This is a genomic window from Amycolatopsis sp. FBCC-B4732 (assembly GCF_023008405.1).
In the GTDB taxonomy this organism is placed as follows: Bacteria; Actinomycetota; Actinomycetes; order Mycobacteriales; family Pseudonocardiaceae; genus Amycolatopsis; species Amycolatopsis pretoriensis_A.
Genome location: NZ_CP095376.1, coordinates 7,149,826 through 7,170,516 on the forward strand (window position 1 = coordinate 7,149,826; position 20,691 = coordinate 7,170,516).

At 72.7% G+C, this 20,691-nt stretch carries 19 protein-coding genes; 10 read left to right on the forward strand and 9 right to left on the reverse strand.

Annotated features, from left to right (window positions below):
• Window positions 1–34 precede the first annotated feature (34 nt).
• Window positions 35–940, forward strand: coding sequence for a LysR family transcriptional regulator (locus tag MUY14_RS31500; protein ID WP_396126603.1), 906 nt, complete (start codon window positions 35–37; stop codon window positions 938–940).
• Between the two features lie 730 nt (window positions 941–1,670).
• Here the strand turns inward: MUY14_RS31500 and MUY14_RS31505 are convergent.
• Complete coding sequence (locus tag MUY14_RS31505) at window positions 1,671–3,125, reverse strand: M17 family metallopeptidase (RefSeq protein ID WP_247014538.1); 1,455 nt, start codon at window positions 3,123–3,125, stop codon at window positions 1,671–1,673.
• Window positions 3,126–3,215: 90 nt separating this feature from the next.
• Window positions 3,216–3,383 carry a DUF3117 domain-containing protein gene (locus MUY14_RS31510; RefSeq protein ID WP_013222969.1) on the reverse strand — a complete coding sequence of 56 codons (168 nt, stop codon included), beginning with the start codon at window positions 3,381–3,383 and terminating at the stop codon, window positions 3,216–3,218.
• A gap of 197 nt (window positions 3,384–3,580) precedes the next feature.
• Here MUY14_RS31510 and MUY14_RS31515 point away from each other — a divergent pair, with 197 nt between their 5' ends.
• Complete coding sequence (locus MUY14_RS31515; RefSeq protein WP_247014539.1) at window positions 3,581–4,375, forward strand: enoyl-CoA hydratase-related protein; 795 nt, start codon at window positions 3,581–3,583, stop codon at window positions 4,373–4,375.
• 40 nt (window positions 4,376–4,415) lie between these two features.
• Here MUY14_RS31515 and MUY14_RS31520 read toward each other — a convergent pair whose 3' ends face one another.
• Genes MUY14_RS31520 through MUY14_RS31540 form a run of 5 tightly spaced genes read right to left on the reverse strand, consistent with a single transcriptional unit; the run spans window position 4,416 to window position 6,732 of the window.
• Window positions 4,416–4,982 carry a DNA-3-methyladenine glycosylase I gene (locus MUY14_RS31520; RefSeq protein WP_247014540.1) on the reverse strand — a complete coding sequence of 189 codons (567 nt, stop codon included), beginning with the start codon at window positions 4,980–4,982 and terminating at the stop codon, window positions 4,416–4,418.
• Complete coding sequence (locus tag MUY14_RS31525) at window positions 4,975–5,433, reverse strand: SRPBCC family protein (protein WP_247014541.1); 459 nt, start codon at window positions 5,431–5,433, stop codon at window positions 4,975–4,977. Before MUY14_RS31525 ends, MUY14_RS31520 begins: the two co-directional genes overlap by 8 nt.
• Entirely contained in the window at window positions 5,430–5,753 is a 324-nt protein-coding gene (locus MUY14_RS31530; protein ID WP_247014542.1) for a DivIVA domain-containing protein, read from the reverse strand. The genes MUY14_RS31525 and MUY14_RS31530 overlap by 4 nt, the downstream gene beginning before the upstream one ends.
• The gene (locus MUY14_RS31535; protein WP_247014543.1) at window positions 5,750–6,418 is read right to left on the reverse strand and encodes a permease prefix domain 1-containing protein; all 669 of its coding nucleotides are present in this window, start codon (window positions 6,416–6,418) and stop codon (window positions 5,750–5,752) included. The genes MUY14_RS31530 and MUY14_RS31535 overlap by 4 nt, the downstream gene beginning before the upstream one ends.
• Window positions 6,415–6,732 (reverse strand): helix-turn-helix transcriptional regulator, encoded by a 318-nt coding sequence (locus MUY14_RS31540; RefSeq protein ID WP_125307115.1) that lies wholly within the window; start codon window positions 6,730–6,732, stop codon window positions 6,415–6,417. The genes MUY14_RS31535 and MUY14_RS31540 overlap by 4 nt, the downstream gene beginning before the upstream one ends.
• Before the next feature lie 140 nt (window positions 6,733–6,872).
• Here MUY14_RS31540 and MUY14_RS31545 point away from each other — a divergent pair, with 140 nt between their 5' ends.
• From MUY14_RS31545 to cydC, 4 genes are all read left to right on the forward strand, one after another.
• A complete protein-coding gene (locus MUY14_RS31545; protein ID WP_247014544.1) occupies window positions 6,873–8,033 on the forward strand; it encodes a cytochrome ubiquinol oxidase subunit I in 1,161 nt (386 codons plus the stop codon).
• A gap of 3 nt (window positions 8,034–8,036) precedes the next feature.
• Complete coding sequence (locus MUY14_RS31550) at window positions 8,037–9,023, forward strand: cytochrome d ubiquinol oxidase subunit II (RefSeq protein WP_247014545.1); 987 nt, start codon at window positions 8,037–8,039, stop codon at window positions 9,021–9,023.
• 10 nt (window positions 9,024–9,033) lie between these two features.
• Window positions 9,034–10,596, forward strand: coding sequence for a thiol reductant ABC exporter subunit CydD (gene cydD / locus MUY14_RS31555; RefSeq protein ID WP_247014546.1), 1,563 nt, complete (start codon window positions 9,034–9,036; stop codon window positions 10,594–10,596).
• Window positions 10,597–10,673: 77 nt separating this feature from the next.
• Window positions 10,674–12,251: a thiol reductant ABC exporter subunit CydC gene (gene cydC / locus MUY14_RS31560; RefSeq protein ID WP_247014547.1), complete on the forward strand. Its 1,578-nt coding sequence runs from the start codon at window positions 10,674–10,676 to the stop codon at window positions 12,249–12,251.
• On the opposite strand, the gene MUY14_RS31565 is transcribed toward cydC, so the two are convergent.
• On the reverse strand, window positions 12,187–13,089 hold the full coding sequence (locus MUY14_RS31565; protein ID WP_247014548.1) for a glucosyl-3-phosphoglycerate synthase: 903 nt from the start codon (window positions 13,087–13,089) through the stop codon (window positions 12,187–12,189). The genes cydC and MUY14_RS31565 overlap by 65 nt on opposite strands.
• 51 nt (window positions 13,090–13,140) lie before the next feature.
• On the opposite strand from MUY14_RS31565, the gene MUY14_RS31570 reads away from it, so the two are divergent.
• Window positions 13,141–13,815: a 1-acyl-sn-glycerol-3-phosphate acyltransferase gene (locus MUY14_RS31570; protein WP_247014549.1), complete on the forward strand. Its 675-nt coding sequence runs from the start codon at window positions 13,141–13,143 to the stop codon at window positions 13,813–13,815.
• A gap of 7 nt (window positions 13,816–13,822) precedes the next feature.
• On the opposite strand, the gene MUY14_RS31575 is transcribed toward MUY14_RS31570, so the two are convergent.
• Window positions 13,823–15,655 carry a glycoside hydrolase family 9 protein gene (locus tag MUY14_RS31575; RefSeq protein ID WP_247014550.1) on the reverse strand — a complete coding sequence of 611 codons (1,833 nt, stop codon included), beginning with the start codon at window positions 15,653–15,655 and terminating at the stop codon, window positions 13,823–13,825.
• 95 nt (window positions 15,656–15,750) lie between these two features.
• On the opposite strand from MUY14_RS31575, the gene MUY14_RS31580 reads away from it, so the two are divergent.
• The 3 genes from MUY14_RS31580 to MUY14_RS31590 all read left to right on the forward strand — a co-directional run bounded on the left by MUY14_RS31580 (window position 15,751) and on the right by MUY14_RS31590 (window position 20,676).
• A complete protein-coding gene (locus MUY14_RS31580; RefSeq protein ID WP_396126604.1) occupies window positions 15,751–17,043 on the forward strand; it encodes a helix-turn-helix domain-containing protein in 1,293 nt (430 codons plus the stop codon).
• A 257-nt stretch (window positions 17,044–17,300) separates the two neighbouring features.
• Window positions 17,301–19,331 carry a M4 family metallopeptidase gene (locus MUY14_RS31585; RefSeq protein WP_247014552.1) on the forward strand — a complete coding sequence of 677 codons (2,031 nt, stop codon included), beginning with the start codon at window positions 17,301–17,303 and terminating at the stop codon, window positions 19,329–19,331.
• A 79-nt stretch (window positions 19,332–19,410) separates the two neighbouring features.
• Window positions 19,411–20,676, forward strand: coding sequence for a helix-turn-helix transcriptional regulator (locus MUY14_RS31590; RefSeq protein ID WP_247014553.1), 1,266 nt, complete (start codon window positions 19,411–19,413; stop codon window positions 20,674–20,676).
• Window positions 20,677–20,691: the final 15 nt, after the last annotated feature.

The window sequence follows — 20,691 nt, forward strand, 5'->3', positions numbered from 1 at the left end:
GAGCTAACCAATACGTCCAATGCGTTCAGCTGGCATGATTCATGCGGTGACGTATGACTCGCTGTCGGCGCAGGTCGCGCCGCACCTGCCGCTGCTGGCCGCCTTGCGGAAGACGAGGAACGTCACACGCGCGGCCGAGCTGCTGGGCATCCCGCAACCGACGGTGAGCCGCCGGCTCGCGGCGCTGGCGAACGCGCTGGGCGCGCCGCTGACGGTGCCGGACGGCCGCGGCATCCGCCTCACCCGCGCGGCCGACCTGCTGGCGGAAGCGGCGGAGCGCGGCCTGGCGGCGCTCGACACCGGGGTCCGGCTGGCGCGGGAAGAGGTGTCCCCGGAGTCGGGACACGTGGTGCTGGGATTCCTGCACCTGCTCGGCCGCTCGCTGGTGCCGTCGCTGCTGCGCGGCCACCGGGCGCGGTACCCGGGGGTGCGGTTCACGCTCGTGCAGGGCTCGCGGCAGGAGATGATCGACCGGCTGGTGGCCGGCGAGCTGGACCTGGCGCTGCTGGCGCCGCTGCCGTCCGTTCCCGGCCTGGCTTCCGCGGGCCTGGTGGACGAGGAGATCCTGCTGTCGGTCCCGGCCGGCCACCCGTTGGCCGGGCGGCGATCGGTGCGGGTTTCGGAGCTGGCGGACGAGGAGTTCGTGCTGCTGGAGCAGGGTTACGGCGTCCGGACGTTGACGGACGAGCTCTGCACGGCGGCGGGGTTCACGCCGCGGATCGCGTTCGAGGGCCAGGAGTCGGACACGGTGCGCGGCCTGGTGGCGGCGGGCCTGGGGGTGGCGCTGCTGCCGCGGTTCGGGCCGGGCAGCCCGGCGGGGGTCGCGGAGGTGCCGCTTTCGCCGCGGCCGTACCGGACCATCGGGTTGGCCTGGCGGGCGGAGGAGCCGATGACCCCGGCGGTGAACGGCTTCCGAGACCACGTGCTGGCCGGGGTTTGAGCCGGCCCACCTACCGCCGCCGTGCCCCCGCCCAACGGCGGTTTCTGGCGGTCGTTGCACCACCACTGCTCGGTCGTGGTGCCGAGCAATCCTGTTCTGCGTTCGGCCGGACTGTCCCAACCCGGCGTCATACGTGGTCGGTCGTTGAGCTCAGCTACGGCACGATCGAGCTCGTCGGCGGTGTGCACCGGCAGATCGGTTGTTCGTGGGTCACGTGCCACTCCGACCGGTCGGGGTGGTCCCGGCGCAGCCGAGCACTGATCTGCTGGGGGGCTGCGCCGCTGATCCAGCCCATCCGGAACGACCGCCCGCAACCCCGGATCTGCGGCCGGCTTGCTCGTTTCCGGTCGCGGTCGGCGGCCACCTCGTGCGCCTGGTGAGGCCGGTAGCTGCCCTCCGGTTGCCGGTCACGCTCCAGCTCCCGGCTGATCGTCGAGACCGGACGCCCCAGCTCGGCGCGGTGGCAGCCTTCGCCGCGGCCCGCCAGTACTTCGCCGTCCGGTAGTCGACCCCGACCCGCCGCGCCGCTTCCCGGCTGCCCCCACCCTGACCCGCCAGCGCGAAGGATGACGAGGTTCGGGGCTTGCCACGCATAGACCGATCCCGGCTCATACGGTTCCTGGAAACCGCCGAAGGGCGGGGCGTCCCACGTCCGGTCTATCGGCACCGCCGGACAAACCCGCCCACGAACAGCAGGTTGTCCACAGCCCCCACGACTTGTGGGCAAACCTCAGCCCAGCGAAGCAGCCAGCTCCACCAGGGTCCGCGCCGCGAAGCCGGTCGCTCCCGGGACCACCTCGTCGTAGTTCTTCTCCGACCGGGCCGGTCCGGCGATGTCCAGGTGCGCCCACGGCAACCCGGACGTGAACTCGCGCAAGAACAACGCCGCCGTGATGCTGCCCGGGCCGCCGGGCGTCTGCCGGACGTCGCCGAACTCGCCGCGGACGTTCTCCGCGTAGTCCTCCACCAGCGGCATGCGCCACCACGCCTCGCCCACCCGGGCGCCCGCCGCGACGACCGCCTCGGCCAGTGCGGAATCCGAGGCGAACAGGCCGCCCGTGCGCAGGCCGAGCGAGACCTTCATCGCGCCCGTCAGCGTCGCCGCGTCGACCACGTAGTCCGGGTCGAACTTGCGGATCCCGTACGCCAGCGCGTCGGCCAGGACCATCCGGCCCTCCGCGTCCGTGTTGGACACCTCGGTCGTCTTGCCGCCGTAGTGGCGGACGATGTCGCCAGGCCGGTACGCCGAGCCCGACACGTGGTTCTCCGCCGCGGGCACCAGGGCCGTCACGCGGATCGGGAGGCCCAGGGCCGCGATCGCGCGGGTGGCCGCGATCACCGCGGCGCCGCCCGCCATGTCCGTGCGCATCAGGTGCATGCCGTCGGCCGGCTTGATGGACAGGCCGCCCGTGTCGAACGTGATGCCCTTGCCGACCAGCAGCAGGTGCCGCGAAGCGCCCGCGGGCTGGTACGCCATCTCGATCAGCCGCGGCGGGCGCGCCGAGCCGCCGCCGACCGCCACGACGCCGCCGAAGCCCTGTGTCGTCAGCCACTTCTCGTCCCGGATCGTCACCTCGACGTCCGGGCCGGCCACCTTCGACGCCGTGTCCGCCAGCCACGCCGGGGTCTTCACGTTCGACGGCGTGTTCGCCAGGTCGCGGGTCAGCGCCGTCGCCGCGGCCAGCGCCGAAGCGCGGGCGACCAGCTCGCCGGCGGCCGGGTCCGCGGTCACCAGCCGCACTGTCCGGACCGATGGCTTGGGGTCTTCGCCCGTCACCTTGAAGCGGTAGCCACCCAGCAGCAGCCCGAGCGCCAGCTCGGTCACGTGCTCGCCGGACGCCTCCTCCGGCAGCGCCACCTGCACCGCGCGGAACGCCTTGGCGCCACTCCCGACGTCGTCCGCCAGCGCCGCGTTCACCGCGCGGACCAGCGCCGCGCCGGTCTTGCGGTACTGCTTCGGTTCGCCGTCGCCGAGGCCCGCGACCCAGCGGGGCCCGTCGCCGGGGACCGTCTGCACGTCGCCCGCCTTGCCGGTGATCCGGACGCCGCCGACCTCGAGCGGCTCGGACTCGACGTCGTCCGCCGGCGCGGTCACGAACCGGGCCGTCGGGGTGCCGCGGCGGAGCTCCGCCGCTACCTCGATGTCGAGCAGGCTGGTCGGAACGGGGGGTAGCGGATTACGCACAGTGAGCAACCTTCGGGCGCAGAGGAACCGCGACCCCGGCCTCCGAAGGGAGACCGGGGTGCGACGGAAGGACGGTTCGAGGGAGGCTTTTTAGCCGGTGACCTCCGCCAGTGCGGCGCCGAGGTCCTTCGCTTCTTCCGCGGAAAGTTCGACGACGAGTCGCCCACCGCCCTCGAGCGGTACGCGCATCACGAGGCCCCGCCCCTCCTTAGTCACTTCGAGGGGACCATCTCCGGTCCGGGGCTTCATGGCCGCCATAGCGTGCTCCCTCCGTCTCAACCGGCGCGCCCGGGTCGCGCTCGCGTGAAAGCCAGCCGGGTCTGGTGTCCATTGTCCCTCATCAGCGGCCGGGCGCATCAGCGGACCGATCTTTTGCCGCCGTATCGGTGCTGGTATGCGGCCCGCGAGGGGTGTGAGACTGTCGGACGACCGATGTTTCCGCGCAAGGAGAAGACGTGACCACATCCGACGTCCTGCTGATCGCCGACGCCGACGGGGTGCGCACCCTCACCCTCAACCGGCCGCAGGCGTACAACTCGCTGACCGTCGAGCTGAAGGAAGCACTGCTCGCGGCGTTGCGCGAGGCGGCGGACGACGAAGCCGTCCGCGCGGTGGTGCTGACCGGCTCGGGCAAGGCGTTCTGCGCCGGCCAGGACCTCAAGGAGCACGTGGGGCTGCTGCAAGCGGGTGACCCCGCCCCGCTACACACCGTGAAAGAGCACTACAACCCGATCGTCAACGCGATCGTCTCGATGGAGAAGCCGGTGATCGCCGCGATCAACGGCACCGCCGCCGGTGCCGGGGCCGCGTTCGCCTACGCCTCCGACCTGCGGATCGCCGCCGAGTCGTCGTCGTTCCTGATGGCCTTCGCCAACGTCGGGCTCGGCCCGGACTCGGGTGCTTCGTGGACGCTGCAGCGGCTGGTCGGCTACGGCCGCGCCGCCGAGCTGATGCTGCTGGCCCGGACCGTCGACGCCGCGGAGGCGCTGCGCCTCGGCCTGGTCGGCGAGGTCGTGCCGGACGAGGAGCTGCCCGCCCGCGCCCAGAAGGTCGCGGCGAAGCTCGCGGCCGGGCCGACGGTGGCCTACGCGAAGATCAAGAGCGTGCTCAACCTGGCCGCGCAGTCGACGTTCGAGGAGGCCCTCGCCGCCGAGGACGCCGCCCAGACCGCACTCGGCGCGACCGCCGACCACACCGAAGCCGTCGAGGCCTTCGTCGGCAAGCGCAAGCCGGCCTTCCAGGGCAAGTGACCTCGTGAGTGTTCGGGGCGGTCAGAACCGCCCTGAACACTCACGAGCCCGCGCGGAAGCAGCCCTGGACGTGGTCGTCGACCATGCCGGTGGCCTGCATCAGCGCGTAGCACGTGGTCGGGCCGAGGAAGACGAAGCCGCGCTTCTTCAGCTCCTTCGCCATCGCCTTCGACTCGTCGGTGATGGCCGGCACGTCGGCCATCGTCTTCGGGCGCCGGTGCGAAGCAGGCGCGAACGACCACAGCAGGTCGTCGAGCGGGGTGTCCAACGCGGCGATCGCCTGCGCGTTCTTGATCGCGGCGAGGATCTTCGCCCGGTTCCGCACGATCGACGCGTCCTGCATCAGCCGCTCGACGTCGGCGTCGCCGAACTTCGCCACCTTCGCCGGCTTGAACCGCTTGAACGCCTTCCGGAAGTTCTCGCGCTTGCGCAGGATCGTGATCCACGAGAGCCCGGACTGGAACGACTCGAGGCACAGCCGCTCGTACAGCTCGTCCTGCCCGTGGAGCGGCACGCCCCACTCTTCGTCGTGGTAGGCCACGTAGTCCGGGGCCGAATTGCCCCAGCTGCACCTCGCGACGCCGTCGGCGCCGGCCAGCTCACTCATCCCCACCCACCGAGTAGTCCTCCGCGAACCGCGCGAACCGCCGCAGCGACTGGCGCACGCCCAGTGCGAACGCCGGGCGCACCACCGGCCAGCCGAGCCGGCCCAGCGGCCCGAACGGCAGCCGCAGGTGCTCGGCCCAGACGAACGTCGAGCGCTGCGCGCCCTTCGGCACCACCTGGAAGACGCCGGTGCCCTGCACGACGCGGCCGAGGTGCCGGACGGCGCACCGCACCGGCGGCTCCCAGCTCGTGATCTCCATCTTGTCCGTGAACCCGATGCCGGCCACGCCGGTGAACGCCGAGAGCCGCGACCCGACGCTGCGGCCGTTGCCCTCGACGACCTCGACCTCGGTGCCGAGCATCCACTCGCCCTGGCGCGTCCAGTCGGTGAGCGCGAGCCAGGTCGTCCCGGCCGGCGCGCGCACGTCGACCGACAGGATCAGATCCGTCACTGGGCGCCTTCGGGCGAACTCTCGCGCTCGCGCTCACGCTGCTCCAGCTCGGCCACGCGCTCGCGCAGCTCGTCGATCTCGACGCCGAGGCGCCGCAGCACCCAGTCCACTTCGGACATCTTGTAGCCGCGCAGCACCAGCTGGAAGCGGACCTCGGTCAGGTCCTCGCCGGTGATGTCCTCGGCGGGCAGCCGCGTCGGCGAGCTGCCCGGCGGCAGCGGGGCGAGCTCCTCACCCCGGCCGAAGACCACGGCGGCCAGCAGGAACACCACGGCGGCCACCAGCAGCATGACTACGAGGTAGATCAGCGCGGTCGTCACGCGACGATCGTGGCATATCCACCCCAGGATCGTCGCGCGAGCACGACGAGCCGCAGCGAAAGCAGCACCCAGACGACCATCAGCACCGCGCACGGGACGCTCAGGACCAGCCTCGACGCGTCGACGAACCCGGTCGTGCCGATCAGCAGCCCGACCGAAGCCAGGTTGACACCGACCGCGAGCGCGATGAGGGTGCCGCAGAACCGCGCGAGCCCGGCGCCGTCCAGGTGCCGGCTCAGCCAGCGGATGCCGAGCAGGGCGAGCACGCCGATCACCGGGACGACGAACACGGCGCCGTGGGTGACGTGCGTGACGACCTTGTACCACTCCGGGGTCGGCGTCGAGATCTTCGTCCACTCGCCGAAGGTGAGGATCCGGGCGTAGTCCCACGAAACCTGCATCACCGGGACGCCGATGACGAGCTTCCACAGCGTCCGGACGCCGCTGAGCATGCCGAGCTCGGCCTGGTAGTCGCGGGCGACGACGGCCGCCGGGCCGAAGTCGGCGACCGCGCGCCGCTCGGCGTCCTCGTCGCTCCAGCCGCCCGCGCGGTAGGCCTCGGCGGCGTCGTGCAGGCCGTCGCGGGCCTCGCCGAGCAGGTCGGCCTTGAACCGGCCGCAGCCGTGCAGCCTGCGGTCCAGGTCCCCCAGGTACTCCTCGATCATGCGCCCAGCACTCCCCCGATGACCGTCGTGAACTCCCGCCACTCGGCACGTTCGGCGGCCAGGGCCTGCTGGCCGGAGCGGGTGAGCCGGTAGGTGCGCCGTTTGCGGCCGGAGACGACGTCCCACTCGCTGGCCAGCCAGCCGGCCCGTTCGAGCCGGCGCAGCGCCGGGTAGACCGTGCCGGTCGGCAGGTCGAGCGCGCCGTCGCTGCGCAGCTGGAGCGCCTCGATGATCGCGTAGCCGTGCAGCTTCCGGCCGTCGAGGACCGCCAGCAGCAACGCGTCGAGGTGCCCGCGCAAGGTGTCCGCCTTCATAGGTACGCAGTCTACGCATCCCACCCCGGAGAGGCTATTGCCCCGGCCACGGGGACGCACCCGGGGATATCCCGGAGATGACCCGGATCTCATGGATTTGACGGCTACATGTAGCCAGCCTACGTATATAGTCGGGCGCCATGGACGCACTCCCGGTCGCGAGACTCCAGTTCGCGACGACGACTTCGATCCACTTCCTGTTCGTGCTGTTCACGCTGGGGTTGGTCACGATGGTGGCCGTGATGCAGACGCGCGCGGCGGTCGGCGGCAAGCCCGAACTGCTGCGGATGACCCGCTACTGGGGCCGCTTGTACGTCATCAACTACGCGCTGGGGATCGTCACCGGAATCGTGATGGAATTCCAGTTCGGGCTGACCTGGACCGGGCTTTCCACATTCGCCGGCGACGTCTTCGGCGCACCGCTGGCCATTGAGACGCTGGTCGCGTTCTTCCTCGAGTCGACCTTCCTCGGCCTGTGGATCTTCGGCTTCGGGCGGATGGGCAGGTGGCTGCACCTGACGCTGATCTGGCTGGTCACGCTGACCGCGTACGCGTCGGCGCTGTTCATCATGCTGGCCAACTCGTTCCTGCAGAACCCGGTCGGCAGCCGGCTCGAGGGCGGCACGCTGCACCTCGACGACTTCGGCGCGCTGTTCTCGAACCCGGCGCTGGCCGCGTCGCTGCCGCACGTCGTCAGCGCCGCGCTGGTGACCGGCGGGTTCTTCGTGGTCGGCGTCAGCGCGTACCACTTCCTCAAGCGCACGACGGAGGTCGAGTTCTTCCGCCGCTCGATGCGGATCGGCGTGGTCGCCGCCCTGATCGGCTCGATCTTCGTGGTCAACCAGGGCTTCGCGCAGTTCGGCCGGCTGAAGGTGTACCAGCCCGACAAGCTTCGCGAAGCCGCGGTGGGCGCGCCCCTCGGCGCGATGATCACCCTCGGGTTCGCCATGTTCCTCTGCGCGCTCCTCGGCACGCTGCTGCTGTTCCGGAACTGGCTCACCCGAGCCCGGTTCCTGCACTACCTGATGGTCGCGGCGATCCCGTTGCCGTTCCTCGCGTCGATCATGGGCTGGCTGGTGCGCGAACTCGGCCGTCAGCCCTGGCTGATCTGGGGGAAGCTGCGCACCGCCGACGCGGTCGCGGACGTCCCGGCCGGTCAGATCCTGTTCTCCTTCATCGCCTTCACACTGCTGTTCGCCGCGCTCGCGGTCGCCGACTGGGTGCTCATGGCGCGGGTCGCCAAGCGCGGCCCGGAGCCGGTCGAGGAGCCCGCCGAACTGCCCGTCCTGAGCGGAGTCTGACCGATGGTGACGATCTGGTGGTGCGTGCTCGGCCTGCTGACCTGCGGGTACTTCGCGCTCGCGGGCTACGACTACGGCGTCGGGATGCTCCTGCCCGCCTTCGAGACCGGCGAACGACGGCGGCGGCAGACGCTCGGCGCGCTCGGCCCGTTCTTCCTGGCCAACGAGGTGTGGCTGGTCGCGGCGGTCGGGCTGCTGTTCGGCGCGTTCCCGCACCTGGAGGGCAAGGTGTTCGCCGGGGCGTACGTCCTGGTCGTGACGCTGCTGCTCGGCCTGGTCACGTTCACGGCGTCGATGCAGCTGCGCAGCCGCCGCCCAGACGCGCGGCGCGGCGCCTGGACCGCGGGCATCGTCGGCGGCGCGGTGGTGACGGCGTTGTCGTGGGGGCTGTTCCTCGGCAACCTCGTGGTCGGGCTGCCACTGACCGCCGACGGCTCGCCGTCCGGGGACGTCCTCGCGCTCTTCAGCCCGTACGCCGTGCTGTGGGGGCTCGGGTTCGTGGCCCTGTTCGCCCTGCAGGGCGCGGCTTTCCTCGCCGTGCGCGCCCCGGCCGAGCTGACCGGGCGGGCGGTGCGGCTGGCCCGCGCGTTCACCGCGCCGGTGCTCGCGTTCCTCGTGATCGCGACGGGGTGGGGGTGCTTCACGCTCGACGGCGTGACCGCGCTCGGCGTGGGTGTGGTCGTGCTGGCCTTCGCCGCCCTCGCCGTCACCTGGCTCGGTCTCTTCGCGAAGCGGTACCGGGTCGCGCTGCTCGGCTCGATGGTCCTGGCCGCGTGCCCGGCCCTGCTCGCCGGCACGCTGCGGTTCCCCGCCGTGCTGGTTTCGCCCGGGTACGCGCTCACGGTCGAGCAGGCGGCGACGGCGCCGGGGACGTTCGCGGTGCTGGCCTGGTTCGCGCCGCCGTCGCTGCTGGTGCTGCTGGTGGTGCAGTGGCTGACCTGGCGCGCCCACCGCCATCCCGTCGACCAGCGCTCGCTGCTGCACTTCTAGGGGGAACGCCGTGCCCGCTCTACCCGGACTCCGGCGCTACCTGGCCGTGCTGGCCGCGCTCGGGGTGCTCACCGCCGCCGCGGTGCTGCTCCAGGCCGAAGGTCTCGCCACGCTGCTCACCGGCGGCGGTGTGTCACCGGTGCTGGTCGTCGCGATCGGCGCGAGAGCAATGCTTTCGTGGGGTCACGGCGTCCTCAGTGGACGGTTCGCGGCTTCGGTGCGCGGCGGCCTGCGCCGCCGGTTGCTCGATTCGCGCGCCGACCGCGCGGGTGTCGTGGCGACGCAGGTGACGCGCGGGGCCGACGCCACGGACAGCTACCTGACCGGGTACCTGCCGTCGCTGGTCGTGTCGGTGGTGGTGCCGGTCGCGGTGATCGTGCGGCTGTTCACGACGGACCTGGTGTCGGCGCTCATCGTCGCGGCGACGCTGCCGCTGATCCCGGTGTTCGCGATCCTGGTCGGCAAGCACACGGCGATGCGCACCGAGCGGCAGTGGTCGCTGCTGACCAAGCTGGGCGGCCACTTCCTCGACGTGGTGCGGGGATTGGGGACGCTCCGGCTGTTCGGCCGGGCGGCGGCGCAGGCGTCGACGGTCCGGTCGATGGCCGCCGCGCACGCCGACGCGACGATGAAGACGTTGCGGATCGCGTTCCTTTCGGCGCTGGTGCTGGAACTCGTGGCGACGATGTCGGTGGCACTGGTCGCGGTGCCGATCGGGTTCCGCCTCCTGGACGGCGGCCTCGACGCGCGGACGGCTCTCCTCGTCCTGCTCCTCGCCCCGGAGGCGTACCTGCCGCTGCGCGCGGCGGGCGCGAAGTTCCACGCGGCGGCGGAGGGGCTGACGGCGTTGCGAGAAGCCCTTGCGGTACCGGTGGTTGCTCGTCGTTCCGCGGCTTCGACTCGGCGGCGGGGTGCGCCTTCGCTGGCGCTGGAGCGGGTTTCGGTGTCTTACGACGGCGTCCCGGCGCTGTCCGAAGTGGACTTGACGGTGCCGGCCGGGTCACGGATCGCGTTGGTGGGGCCGAGCGGGTCCGGGAAGAGCACGGTGCTGGCGGTGCTGCTGGGGTTCGTCACGCCGACGTCGGGGCGGGTGCTCGTCGACGGGGTGGACCTGCGGACGCTGTCCCCGGCGGAGTGGCTCGACGAGGTGGCTTGGGTGCCGCAGCGGCCGACGCTGTTCCGGGGGTCGCTGGCGGAGAACATCGCGCTGGGACTGCCGTCCGCGGACGTGCCGGCCGCCGCCCGGGCCGCGGCGTTGGACTCGGTGGCGGCGGGCTTGCCCGCGGGGTACGCGACGCAGGTGGGCGAGCTGGGCGAGGGCTTGTCGGCGGGCCAGCGGCAGCGGGTGGGACTGGCACGGGCACTCGCGCGGACGTCGTCGGGGCTGGTGCTGCTCGACGAACCGACGACCCGGCTGGATTCGAGGACGGAGGAAACGGTCCTCTCGGCGACCCGGCGGCTGCTGCCGGACCGGACCGCGGTGCTGGTGGCGCACCGGCCGGCGCTGGTGGCGCTGGCGGACCGGGTGGTCGAACTCCGCGACGGCCGGATCCGCACGGAGGTGGCGGCGTGAGGCGCACAGCCCAAGCGCCCCAATGTGGCGTCCGGTGCGTTGGACGCAACCAACGCCACATTGGGGCGCTCTGGGCCGTGTCCACAAGGGACACCCTCCGCCTCGTCCGAGCCGCACTGCTCGGGGCCGGGGCCGAACTCGCCGCCCTCGCGCTCATGGCCACCGCCGCCTGGCTGCTCCTGCGTGCCGCCGAACGGCCGCCGCTCGGGGCGCTCACCGTCGCCATCGTCGGCGTCCGGACCCTCGCCCTGCTGCGCGGTGGCCTTCGCTACGCCGAGCGGCTCGCCGGGCACGAAGTCGTCCTGCGGTGGCTGGGGGCGCTGCGCACCCGCGTCTACCAGGCCCTCGTGTCCAGCTCACGGTTCTCCGGCGGAGACCTCCTCACCCGGCTCGTGTCCGATGTGGACGCTCTGCAGGACGCCGTCCTGCGGTGGCTGCTGCCCGCCGGGGTCGCCGCGCTCGTGGGGTCCACCGCGGTCGTCGTCGTGGCCACCGCTTCCGCCGGTGCCGCCGCCGTGCTCGCCGCCGGGTTGCTCGTCGCGGGTGTACTGCTCCCCTGGCTGGTCATCCGCACCACCGCCCGTGCCGCCCGCGAGAACGCCCCGAAACGCGCCGAACTGGCCGAGCGCGCGGTCGAACTCGTCACCGGGCACCGGGAGCTCGTCGCCGCCGGCGCGCTGGCCGAACACCGCGCACGGGCGACCAGTGTCGTCGACGGGATCGCCGTGAGCGAGCGGGCCACCTCGGGTACGGCCGCGCTGCTCGGCGCCGCCGGGGTGCTCGTCCAGCTGGGCACCGCCGTCGCCGTCGCGCTGCTGGCCGGTGCCTCCGTGCCCTGGACCGCCGCGCTCACGCTGGCCGCCATGACGAGCTTCGAGGTCGTCCTCCCGCTGGTCGGGGCCGCCCGGCGGGTGCCGGAGATCCGCGCGTCGGCCGCCCTCGTGCGGGCCGTCCTGGCCCAGCCGCCCGCTCCCGAAGGCGCCCGGACGCCGGAAAAGGGGCACTTCCGGCTCGAAAGCGCCGGCGTCCGCCACCCGGGCCGGGCCCCCTCGCTCCAGCGGATCGACCTGGACCTGCCGCCCGGCAAGCGCGTCGGGATCCTCGGCCCCAGCGGCGCCGGCAAGACGACGTTGCTCCGCCTCCTCCTGGGCAGCCAGGCACCCACCGAAGGCCGGGTGCTCCTCGACGGCCACCCGCTCGGCGAGTACGCCGACCTGTCGGGAACCATCTCGGGCGCCGAAGCCGACGCGCACGTCTTCCACGCGACCGTCCGCGAGAACCTCCTGCTCGCGAAGCCGGCCGCCACCGACGACGAGCTGCGGGAAGCCTGCGCGGTCGCCGGGTTCGACCTGGACCTCGACCGCGGCACCGGGCCGGACGGCGACGCGCTCTCCGGCGGTCAGCGGCAGCGGCTCGTCCTGGCCCGCGCGGTCCTCGCGGCCCCGCCGGTGCTGGTGCTCGACGAGCCCGTCGAAGGCCTCGACCCCGCGCACGGCGACGCCGTCCTGAAGAACGTCCTCGCGCACGCGAAGGGCACGGTCGTCCTGGTCACCCACCGCCCCGAGCACCTCGACGGCTTCGACGAGGTGCTCACCCTCGAGGACGGGCGAGCACTTCCCGCATCGGCGGCCGGTCGGCGACCCGGACGTCCGTGACGTCCGGCAGCCACTCCTCGTCGACCTGGACGAACTGCGTGAACGGCGCGTCGGCGGCCGGCACGTCGCAGCGCGCCAGCGCCGTGCCCAGGATCTGGCGGGACATCACGCCCAGCTGCGGCAGCGACCGGTTCCGGTGCTTGCGGACACCGAGGTTGACCTGGGCGAGCCCGTCGAGGCCGTAGCGCGCTTCGGCGTCGAGGAGCAGCCCGATCTCGACGCCGTACCCGGCGGCGAACGGCACCGATTCGAGGAACTCGCGGGTGCCCGCGTACTCGCCGCCGAGGGGCTGGACCAGCCCGCCGAGCGCCGGGCGCAGCGCCGAGAGCACCGGCCGGGCCAGCAGCTCGGTGACGCGGCCGCCGCCGCCGCTCTCCAGCCGCAGCGGACGGCGGTAGAACCCCTTGACCAGGTGCACGCCGGGCTCGGTGACCAGCGGCCCGAGCAGCGACGGCACGAACGCCGGGTCCGGGTCGACCAGGTCCGAGTCGAGGAAGACGACGAGGTCACCGCTGGTCGCGGCCAGCGAACGCCACAGCACCTCGCCCTTGCCGGGGACCGGCGGCAGGTCCGGCAGCACGTCCTCGCGGCGGACGACCCGCGCACCCGCGGCTTCGGCGGTTTCGACCGTGGCGTCCGTGGAACCCGAGTCCACGACGACGAGCTCGTCGACGACCGAACCGACCAGGGGGCGGACGGACGCGACGACGGCACCGACCGTCCGCTCTTCGTCGAGGGCCGGTAGCACGACGGAAATCGTCCGGTCACCCTTCGCGGTCACGATGTCCGCGGGCGTCCAACCGGGTTCCTGCCACGTACGCCGCTCGAACCAACTCACGAGTAACGATCGTGCCATGCTGGTGTCACCGCCACCGAGGAGGAGGACCACTTGATCGCGCAGCTTGTCCGCTTCGTGCTGGGGCCGCTGGCCAGGGCGCTGTACCGGCCCGAGGTGCACGGCGTGGAGAACGTGCCCACCACGGGCCCGGTGCTGCTCGCGGCCAACCACCGGGCGGCGCTCGACACCGGCGTGATCACGTTCGCGACCCCGCGGCAGGTGAAGTTCCTCGGCAAGGCGGAGTACTTCACCGGCAAGGGCCTCAAGGGCAAGCTGATGGCCGGCTTCGTCGGCGGCCTCGGCTACATCCCGGTCGAGCGCGGCAACGCCCAGGCCGGGCTCGCCGCGCTGGAAGCGGCCCGCAAGGTCCTCGACGCGGGCGGCGTCTTCGCGATCTACCCCGAGGGCACCCGCTCCCTGGACGGCCGGCTGCACCGCGGCCACACCGGCGTCGCGGCCCTGGCGCTGGCGACCGGCGCGAAGGTGGTGCCGGTCGCGCTGACCGGCACCGAGCACCTCCAGCCGAAGGGCGCGAAGATCCCCCGGCCCGCGAAGATCTCCATCACGTTCGGCAAGCCGCTGGACTTCTCGCGCTACGAGGGCCAGGACTACGCCCCGGCGATCCGCCGGTCGGTCACCGACGAGGTGATGTACGCGATCCTGGAGATCTCGGGCCAGGAGTACGTGGACACCTACCACAAGCGGCCGAGCGAAGGCGTCGCCTGAGCCGTCACTACGGCCTGCCCGCCAGCGAAAATGCGAGCAGTGCCGTGGAGGTGAAGTCGATGGCCGGCTCGTTGCTGGGCCATGAACTCAAGTCGTCGGCGTAGCGGCTTCCCTGCCCGTCGAAGGATTCATACGGACGGGTGCATTCCTTCGCGCCCGCGGGGAACGGCAGGTCGGCGAAGTTGTCGGCGCCGTTGGGGCCGTTGACGACCGCGCCGTAGAGCACCTTCGCCGGGCCGGCGAGGTTCGCGGCCTGGTGGTGCGGGCACCGCGGCGACGTCGTGCCGACGCCGACCACGAGGGAGACGCCCCAGGCGTTGGCCCCGAGGGTGAAGTCCCGTTGTTGCGCGCCGAAGGCGGCGTAGCGGGAGTCGCCAGTGACGCGCTGGTAGAGCCGCGCGGTGGCGGCGAAGCCGAAGCTCTTGCTGGCCGCGTCGAAGTCGGTGACGGCGACCGCCGTCCGGAATGGACTCCGCTTCGCCGCCTCGACGCCGGAGTCGAGCTGGCGCCGCAGGTCCGCGGCGAGGTCGCGCACGCCGAGCGCGGCGCCGGGGACGCCGGTGCGCAGCAGCCCGGCGAGGTCGGCGTGGGCGAGCGCGCTGGTGTCGTAGAGGTTCAACGTGCTCGTGTCGCCGCTGCCGATGTAGGCCTTCGCCCACTTCGCCGCGTCGCGGGCCCAGCCGTTCGCGCGCGGGTCCTTCAACGCCCGCGCCGCCAGCGCGAGCTGCGTCGCGCCCAGCTCCAAGTCGTCCGCCCAGGACGATTCCGGGTAATACGCGTGCGGGAACGCGGTGACGAGCTCGCCGACGTTCGCCGTCTGGGCCTGGGCGAACACCGCCGCGGCCTCGGTCAGGTAGTGACGAGCCAGCCGCGGGTCGCGGTGCGCGTGGACCTGCGCGCCGAGCGCGAACGCGGCGGCGACGCGGCCGGCGAGGTTGGGCGAGAGCGGCGCGCCCGCCGGGGCGGCCGGGAACACCGGGCGGTGCTTGACGAAGTAGGCCGGCTCACCGGGCTTGACGTCGAGGGCGTCGTCGTCCTGCGGGTTGCGCCAGACGTCGTGGTCGCCGAGGAAGCCGAACTCCTCGCTGCCGGTGCCGATGCCGACCTGCGCGTAGAGCGTCTTGGTCCGGCCGTCCCAGACCTTGTCGAGCCAATCGAGACCGAACCGGACCTCCTTCGCCAGCACCGGGTCCGGGTCCTCGCGCAGCACGAAACCCAGCTCCGCCAGCGAATACGCGGTGTTGGACGTGAACTTCACGAAGTCGCCGGCGTCGACCCAGCCGCCTTCGACGTCGACCGGGCCGCCCTGGGGCTTCAGCGGTTCGACGATTTCGTCGCCGCCCTCGCCGGCGAACTCCGGTTCCGCGTAGACGGTCGCGGCCCGGTCGGTCAGGTGCGAAGGCTTGCGGTCGAGCCGGCCGGGCACGACGTCGTGGCCGTCGCGCTGGGCCTGGAAGAACTCGGTGGTGGCGCGCACGTGCGGGCGGAACAGCCGGCGCGCGGTGTCGATCCGGAACGGCGGCGACGTCGCGCCCGCGGCCTTGACCCGGTAGGTGCCCGGACGGTCCAGAGTGGACAGATCGAGGTCGAACACCGCCGGGTAGCGGGCGTTCCAGGCTCCGAGGCTCGCGCCGGTGCGGCCCGTGCGGACGGGGTGCCCGCGCTCGTCGACGACGGTGAACGTCCCCGGCGCGCTCCCGAGCAGGTACGCGTGCTTCGCCTCCCCCAGCGCGTAACCGACTTGGTCCACGCGCACCTCGGCCGGGGTTGCGGCTTCGGCCGGGGCGGCGGCGAGGGGCACGGCGAGGGCGGCGGCCGTGGCGAGGGGAAGCAGGCGCATGATCGGCCTCCGCTTTGTTAGGAAAGTTTCCTATTTAACGCTAGCCTGACGGCGTCCGGGGCGTCAATATGTCCGTTTCCGCGACTTCACGGGCGATGACCTACCGTGGGGAGATGACCGAACCGCTCGGCGCGCGGATCCGGCGGTTGCGCACCGACCGCGGGTGGACCCAGCGCGAGCTCGCCGAGCCCGGCTACGACCGCGGGTTCCTGGCGAAGGTCGAGACCGGCAGCCGTCCCCCCTCGGACGAGATGCTGGCCTACCTGGCCGAACGCTTCGGGCTGACCGTCGACGAGCTGCGGTTCGGCCGTCCCCCGGGCGTCGCGGACGAGTTGCACACGGCGCTCGACGAGGGCTACCGCGACCTGGAGCAGGGCCGCGTCGCCGACGCGGAGACGCGGTTCGCGGCCGTGGCGAAGCAGGCCGCCGGCTACCACCTCGACGACGTCGAGTGCTACGCGCGGTTCTGCCGGGCCGAGGTGAAGTGGCAGCTCTTCGACGTCGAAGGTGCGCAGCAGGAGCTGGAGCACGCGGAGGAACTGGCGGCGGCCGCGCCGCCGTGGCTGCGGGCGATGATCGTGCACCGCTGGTCCGGCTGCCGGTACCTGAGCGGCGACGCGGGCACGGCGATCGCGCGCGTCGAGGCCGAGCTGGCCACCCGGCCGGCCGACCCGGACGCCGAGCTGTGCCTGCTCAGCGCGTTGATCCACCCGCTGATGGAGATGGGCGGCCTGCACCGCGCCCGCCGCGCGGCCGAGGACGGCCGTCGCCTGGCCCGGGCGGCCACCCGGCCGGACTTCGTGGCGCGCTTCCACCGGCAGGCATCGCAGGTGTGGCAGGCGATCGGGCGTGCGGACCAGGCGTTGCAGGACCTGACGGAAGCGTGCCGGCTGTTCACGTCGGTGGGCTTCGACCGCGACGCGGCGCGGTGCCGCTGGGCGCGCGGCTACCTGCTGCGGCGGGTGGGCCGCCTCGACGAGGCCCGCGCGGAGCTCACGGCGGCCCGCGACCAGCTGGCGGCGATCGGGTCCGAGGAGGGTCTCGCCGGCGCGACGGTCGAGCTGGCCGAGGTCCGCCTCCGCCAAGGCGCCCCGGACGAGGCGGCCGCGCTGGTCTCCGAGGTCTGGCCGCTGCTGACCCGGGACGTGGAGGCGCTCGGCGAGGCGACCGGGCTGCGGGGGCAGATCGCGGCGGCCCAGGGCGACCCGGAGACGGCGATCCGCCTCCTGCGCGAGGCGGCGGAGATCCAGCGGGGAGCGTCGCTGCACGGGGCCGCGGTTTCGACGTCGTTGCGGCTCGGCGACGCGCTCCGACAACGTGGTCATCTGACCGAAGCCATCGAGGCCTACCGCCGCGGCCTGGACTCGGCGGCGGGCACCGAAGGCTGATTCGCCGGACCACTGGGCTCAGTGGTCCGGACCAAAACCAAATTTCCTACCAAAGTTGGTGAATTGGTTCAGACCAGTCGCCAACCGGGCCGCTTCCTGCGGTTTCGCCCCGGACACCGTGATCTTGGCGGCACCTCGCTGGGCCATTCGGCCCATTGACCCGCGCACCACCGGAACCTTTACTCGGATGCGTCCGGCGCAATAACAGCAGTTATTCCGGCGGACACACTCCCCACGGTCCCCGGAAAGGTTCCCCCATGAGATCCCCACGAGGGCTGGCGGCGATCGCCGGCCTGGCCCTGAGTTTCGCGGTGCCGGTGATCCCGGCCGCCGCTGCCGCACCTCCCGCCGCCACCCCACCCGAGGCGCTCGCCGCGCGAGCCGCCGACCAGGCCGCCCTCAACGGCGCCGACCGGCTCGCCAAGGGCGCCGGGGAGGCCTTCGTCCGCACCGGGGTCACCCCGGGTGGCGGCGGGCTCTACTTCGCCTCCTACCAGCGCACCTACCACGGCCTGCCGGTCGTCGGCGGGGACGCGGTCGTCGTCGCCGACGGGGCCGGGCGCGTCCGCGGCACCGAAGCAGCGAAAACCGCTCCGATCACCGTCGGCACCCAGGCCACGCTGAACGCCGCGCAGGCGAGCAGGATCGCCGCGGCCAAGGTGTCCACAGTGGACAAGGCCGAGGCGCCGAAGCTGGTCGTGCTGGCCGGGGACGCCCCCAAGCTCGCCTACGAGGTCGTCGTCAGCGGCCGCACCGGCGGCCACCCGACCAAGCTGCACGTCTTCGTCGACAGCGCGACCGGCGCGGTCCTCGACACCCGGGACGACGTCCGCGAAGCGGGCACCGGCAACTCCTACTACGCCGGGACCGTCTCGATCGACACGTCCGGCTCCGGCAGCTCCTACTCGATGACCGACCCGGCCCGCCGCGGCATCGCCTGCGGCCGCGAGGGCGGCTCGATCTTCACCAAGAGCAGCAACACCTGGGGCAACGGCTCCGGCACCGACCTCGAAACCGGCTGCGTCGACACGCTCTACAGCGTCCAGACCGAGTGGAAGATGCTCGGCGACTGGCTCGGCCGCAACGGCATCGACGGCGCCGGCGGCGGCTTCCGCGCGAGCGTCGGCCTCAACGACGTCAACGCCTACTGGGACGGCTCGTCGACGCACTTCGGGCACTCGCAGGACAACCAGCGCCAGGCGACGCCGATGGACGTCGTCGGGCACGAGTTCGGGCACGCCATCTTCCAGACGACTCCGGGCGGCGCCGGTTCGGGCAACGAAAACGGCGGGCTCAACGAGTCCACCGGCGACATCTTCGGCGCGCTGACCGAGTACTACGCCAACAACCCGAAGGACACCCCGGACTTCACCGTCGGCGAGGGCGTCAACCTCGTCGGCCAGGGCCCGATCCGCTACATGTACAACCCGGGCCAAATCGGCGACCCGAACTGCTACTCGTCGTCGATCCCGAGCACCGAGGTGCACGCCGCCGCGGGCCCGCAGAACCACTGGTTCTACCTGCTTTCCCAGGGCAGCAACGGATCCGGCGGGCCGACCAGCCCGACGTGCAACAACTCGAGCGTCACCGGCGTCGGCATCCAGAAGGCGGGCAAGATCTTCTACAACGGCCTGCTGAAGAAGACCTCGTCGTGGAACCACAAGGCCGCCCGCAAGGCCACGCTCGAAGCCGCGATCGCGCTCTTCCCCGGCAGCTGCACGGAATTCAACTCCACCAAGGCCGCCTGGGACGCGGTGAGCGTCGCCGCCGTCAGCGGTGAGCCGACGTGCAGCGGCCAGCCGCCGGCCGGCAACGACTACTCGCTGACGCTGTCGCCGACGTCGGCGTCCGTCCAGCCCGGACAGACGGCGACCACGACCATCACCACCCGGGTCACGTCGGGTAACGCCCAGACCGTCCAGCTGCTGGCCTCCGGCCTGCCCGAGGGCGCGAAGGCGACGATCAGCCCGGCGAGCGTCCAGTCCGGTGGCACCGCCACGCTGACCATCACCACCTCGGCGAGCACGCCGCAGGGCACCAGCCAGGTGACGGTCAGCGGTGACGGCCCCGATGCCGACCACAGCGCGCAGTTCTCGCTGACCGTCGGCACCGGCACCCCGCCGACCGGCTGCGGCGGCCTCACCGAGTGGGACGTGGCGAAGGCGTACGTGCCCAACGACGTCGTCGGCCACAACGGTCACAAGTGGACGTCCCTGTGGTACTCGACCGGTGCCGAGCCCGGCGCGCCCACCTCGTGGGCCGTGTGGAGCGACGGCGGCGCCTGCTGATCCCGGCCGCGCGGTGGCGGGCGACTCCCCCGCCACCGCGCGGCCTACCCTGGAACGTCCACGGCGGAAAGGCACCCGAGTGAGCGAGAGCGTCGGCGAACGCCTGCGTGAGCTGCGTACCGAACGCGGGCTCACGCAACGCCAGCTCGCCGGGCCGCAGTACTCCGCGGCCTACGTGTCGTCGGTCGAAACCGGCGCGCGGACGCCGTCGGGCGACGCGCTGCGGTTCTTCGCCCGGCAGCTCGCCATCGACCCCGACGAGCTGCTCGGCGGCCGCTCCCCGCGCGAGCTGCTCGAACTGGACCTCGACCTGATCGAGACGGCGGAACGGTTCCTGGCCGGCGACGTCCGCCGCGCGGCACCCCGCATGCAGCGGCTCCGCCGGCACGCCGAACGCCTGGACCGGCCGCGGCAGGCCGGGATCGCGCTGCTGTGGCTGGCCGGGTACTCGACGGGCGACGTCCGCACGAAGTACGTCGCCGAAGCCGAAACGGCGTTGTCGGGCGAGCCGCCGCCGGTGCGCGCGATGGTCGTGCCGCTGCGCGCGGCCGTGCTCAGCGGCTGGGGCGAGGCGCAGTATTCCCTGCACCTGCTGGAAACCTGCCACGCGGAGCTGCTGCGCGACGGCTACCCGCAGCCGTCGATGCTGCTGACGCTGCGGGCCTGCCTGGCCGAGCGGCACCTGCGCCAGGGCGATCTGGAGCGGGCTTCGGAGTACGCGGATTCGGCGCTGCGGCTCACCCGGGGCGGCCCCGCGGTGCTGGCCGAGCTGACCCGCAGCCACGTCGAGGTGTGCCGCAGCCACCTCGCGGCGGACCGGTTCGCCGACGCGGCCGCGTCGGTCGCCGCGGCCTACGATCTCATGCAGGAACGGGCCCTGCACCCGGCGATGGCGCACTGCCTGCTGGCCAGGGCCCGGGTCCGCGGCCGCGCGGGTGACGTCGGGGGCGCGCTGGCCGACCTCGGCGCGGCGCGGGAGACGGCGGGGCCGGCCGACGTCCCGGCGATCACCGTCGAGCTCGCCGCCGAATACCTGGCGGCGGGCCGGCTGGAAACGGCGGCCGCGCTGCTCGACCAGGTCCGCCCCTCGGTCGGGTCGGGCACGGCGCTGGCCGCGGAACTGCGGCTGCAGCTGGGTTCGCTGGCCAGGGCCCGCGGCGACGCCCGGCGCGCGGCCGAAGACCTGCGTGCCGCCGTCGAGCTGGCCACCGGCCTGGGCGCACGCGGGGTGCTGGTCCGCGCGCTGCGGCCGTTGAGCGAGCTGCTCGGCGAGACCGGCAGGCGGGCGGAGGCGGCGGACGTGCTGCGCGACGGGCTCATCGCGCTGGGCGCGGAAGCCGACTGAGCAGGCACGACAACG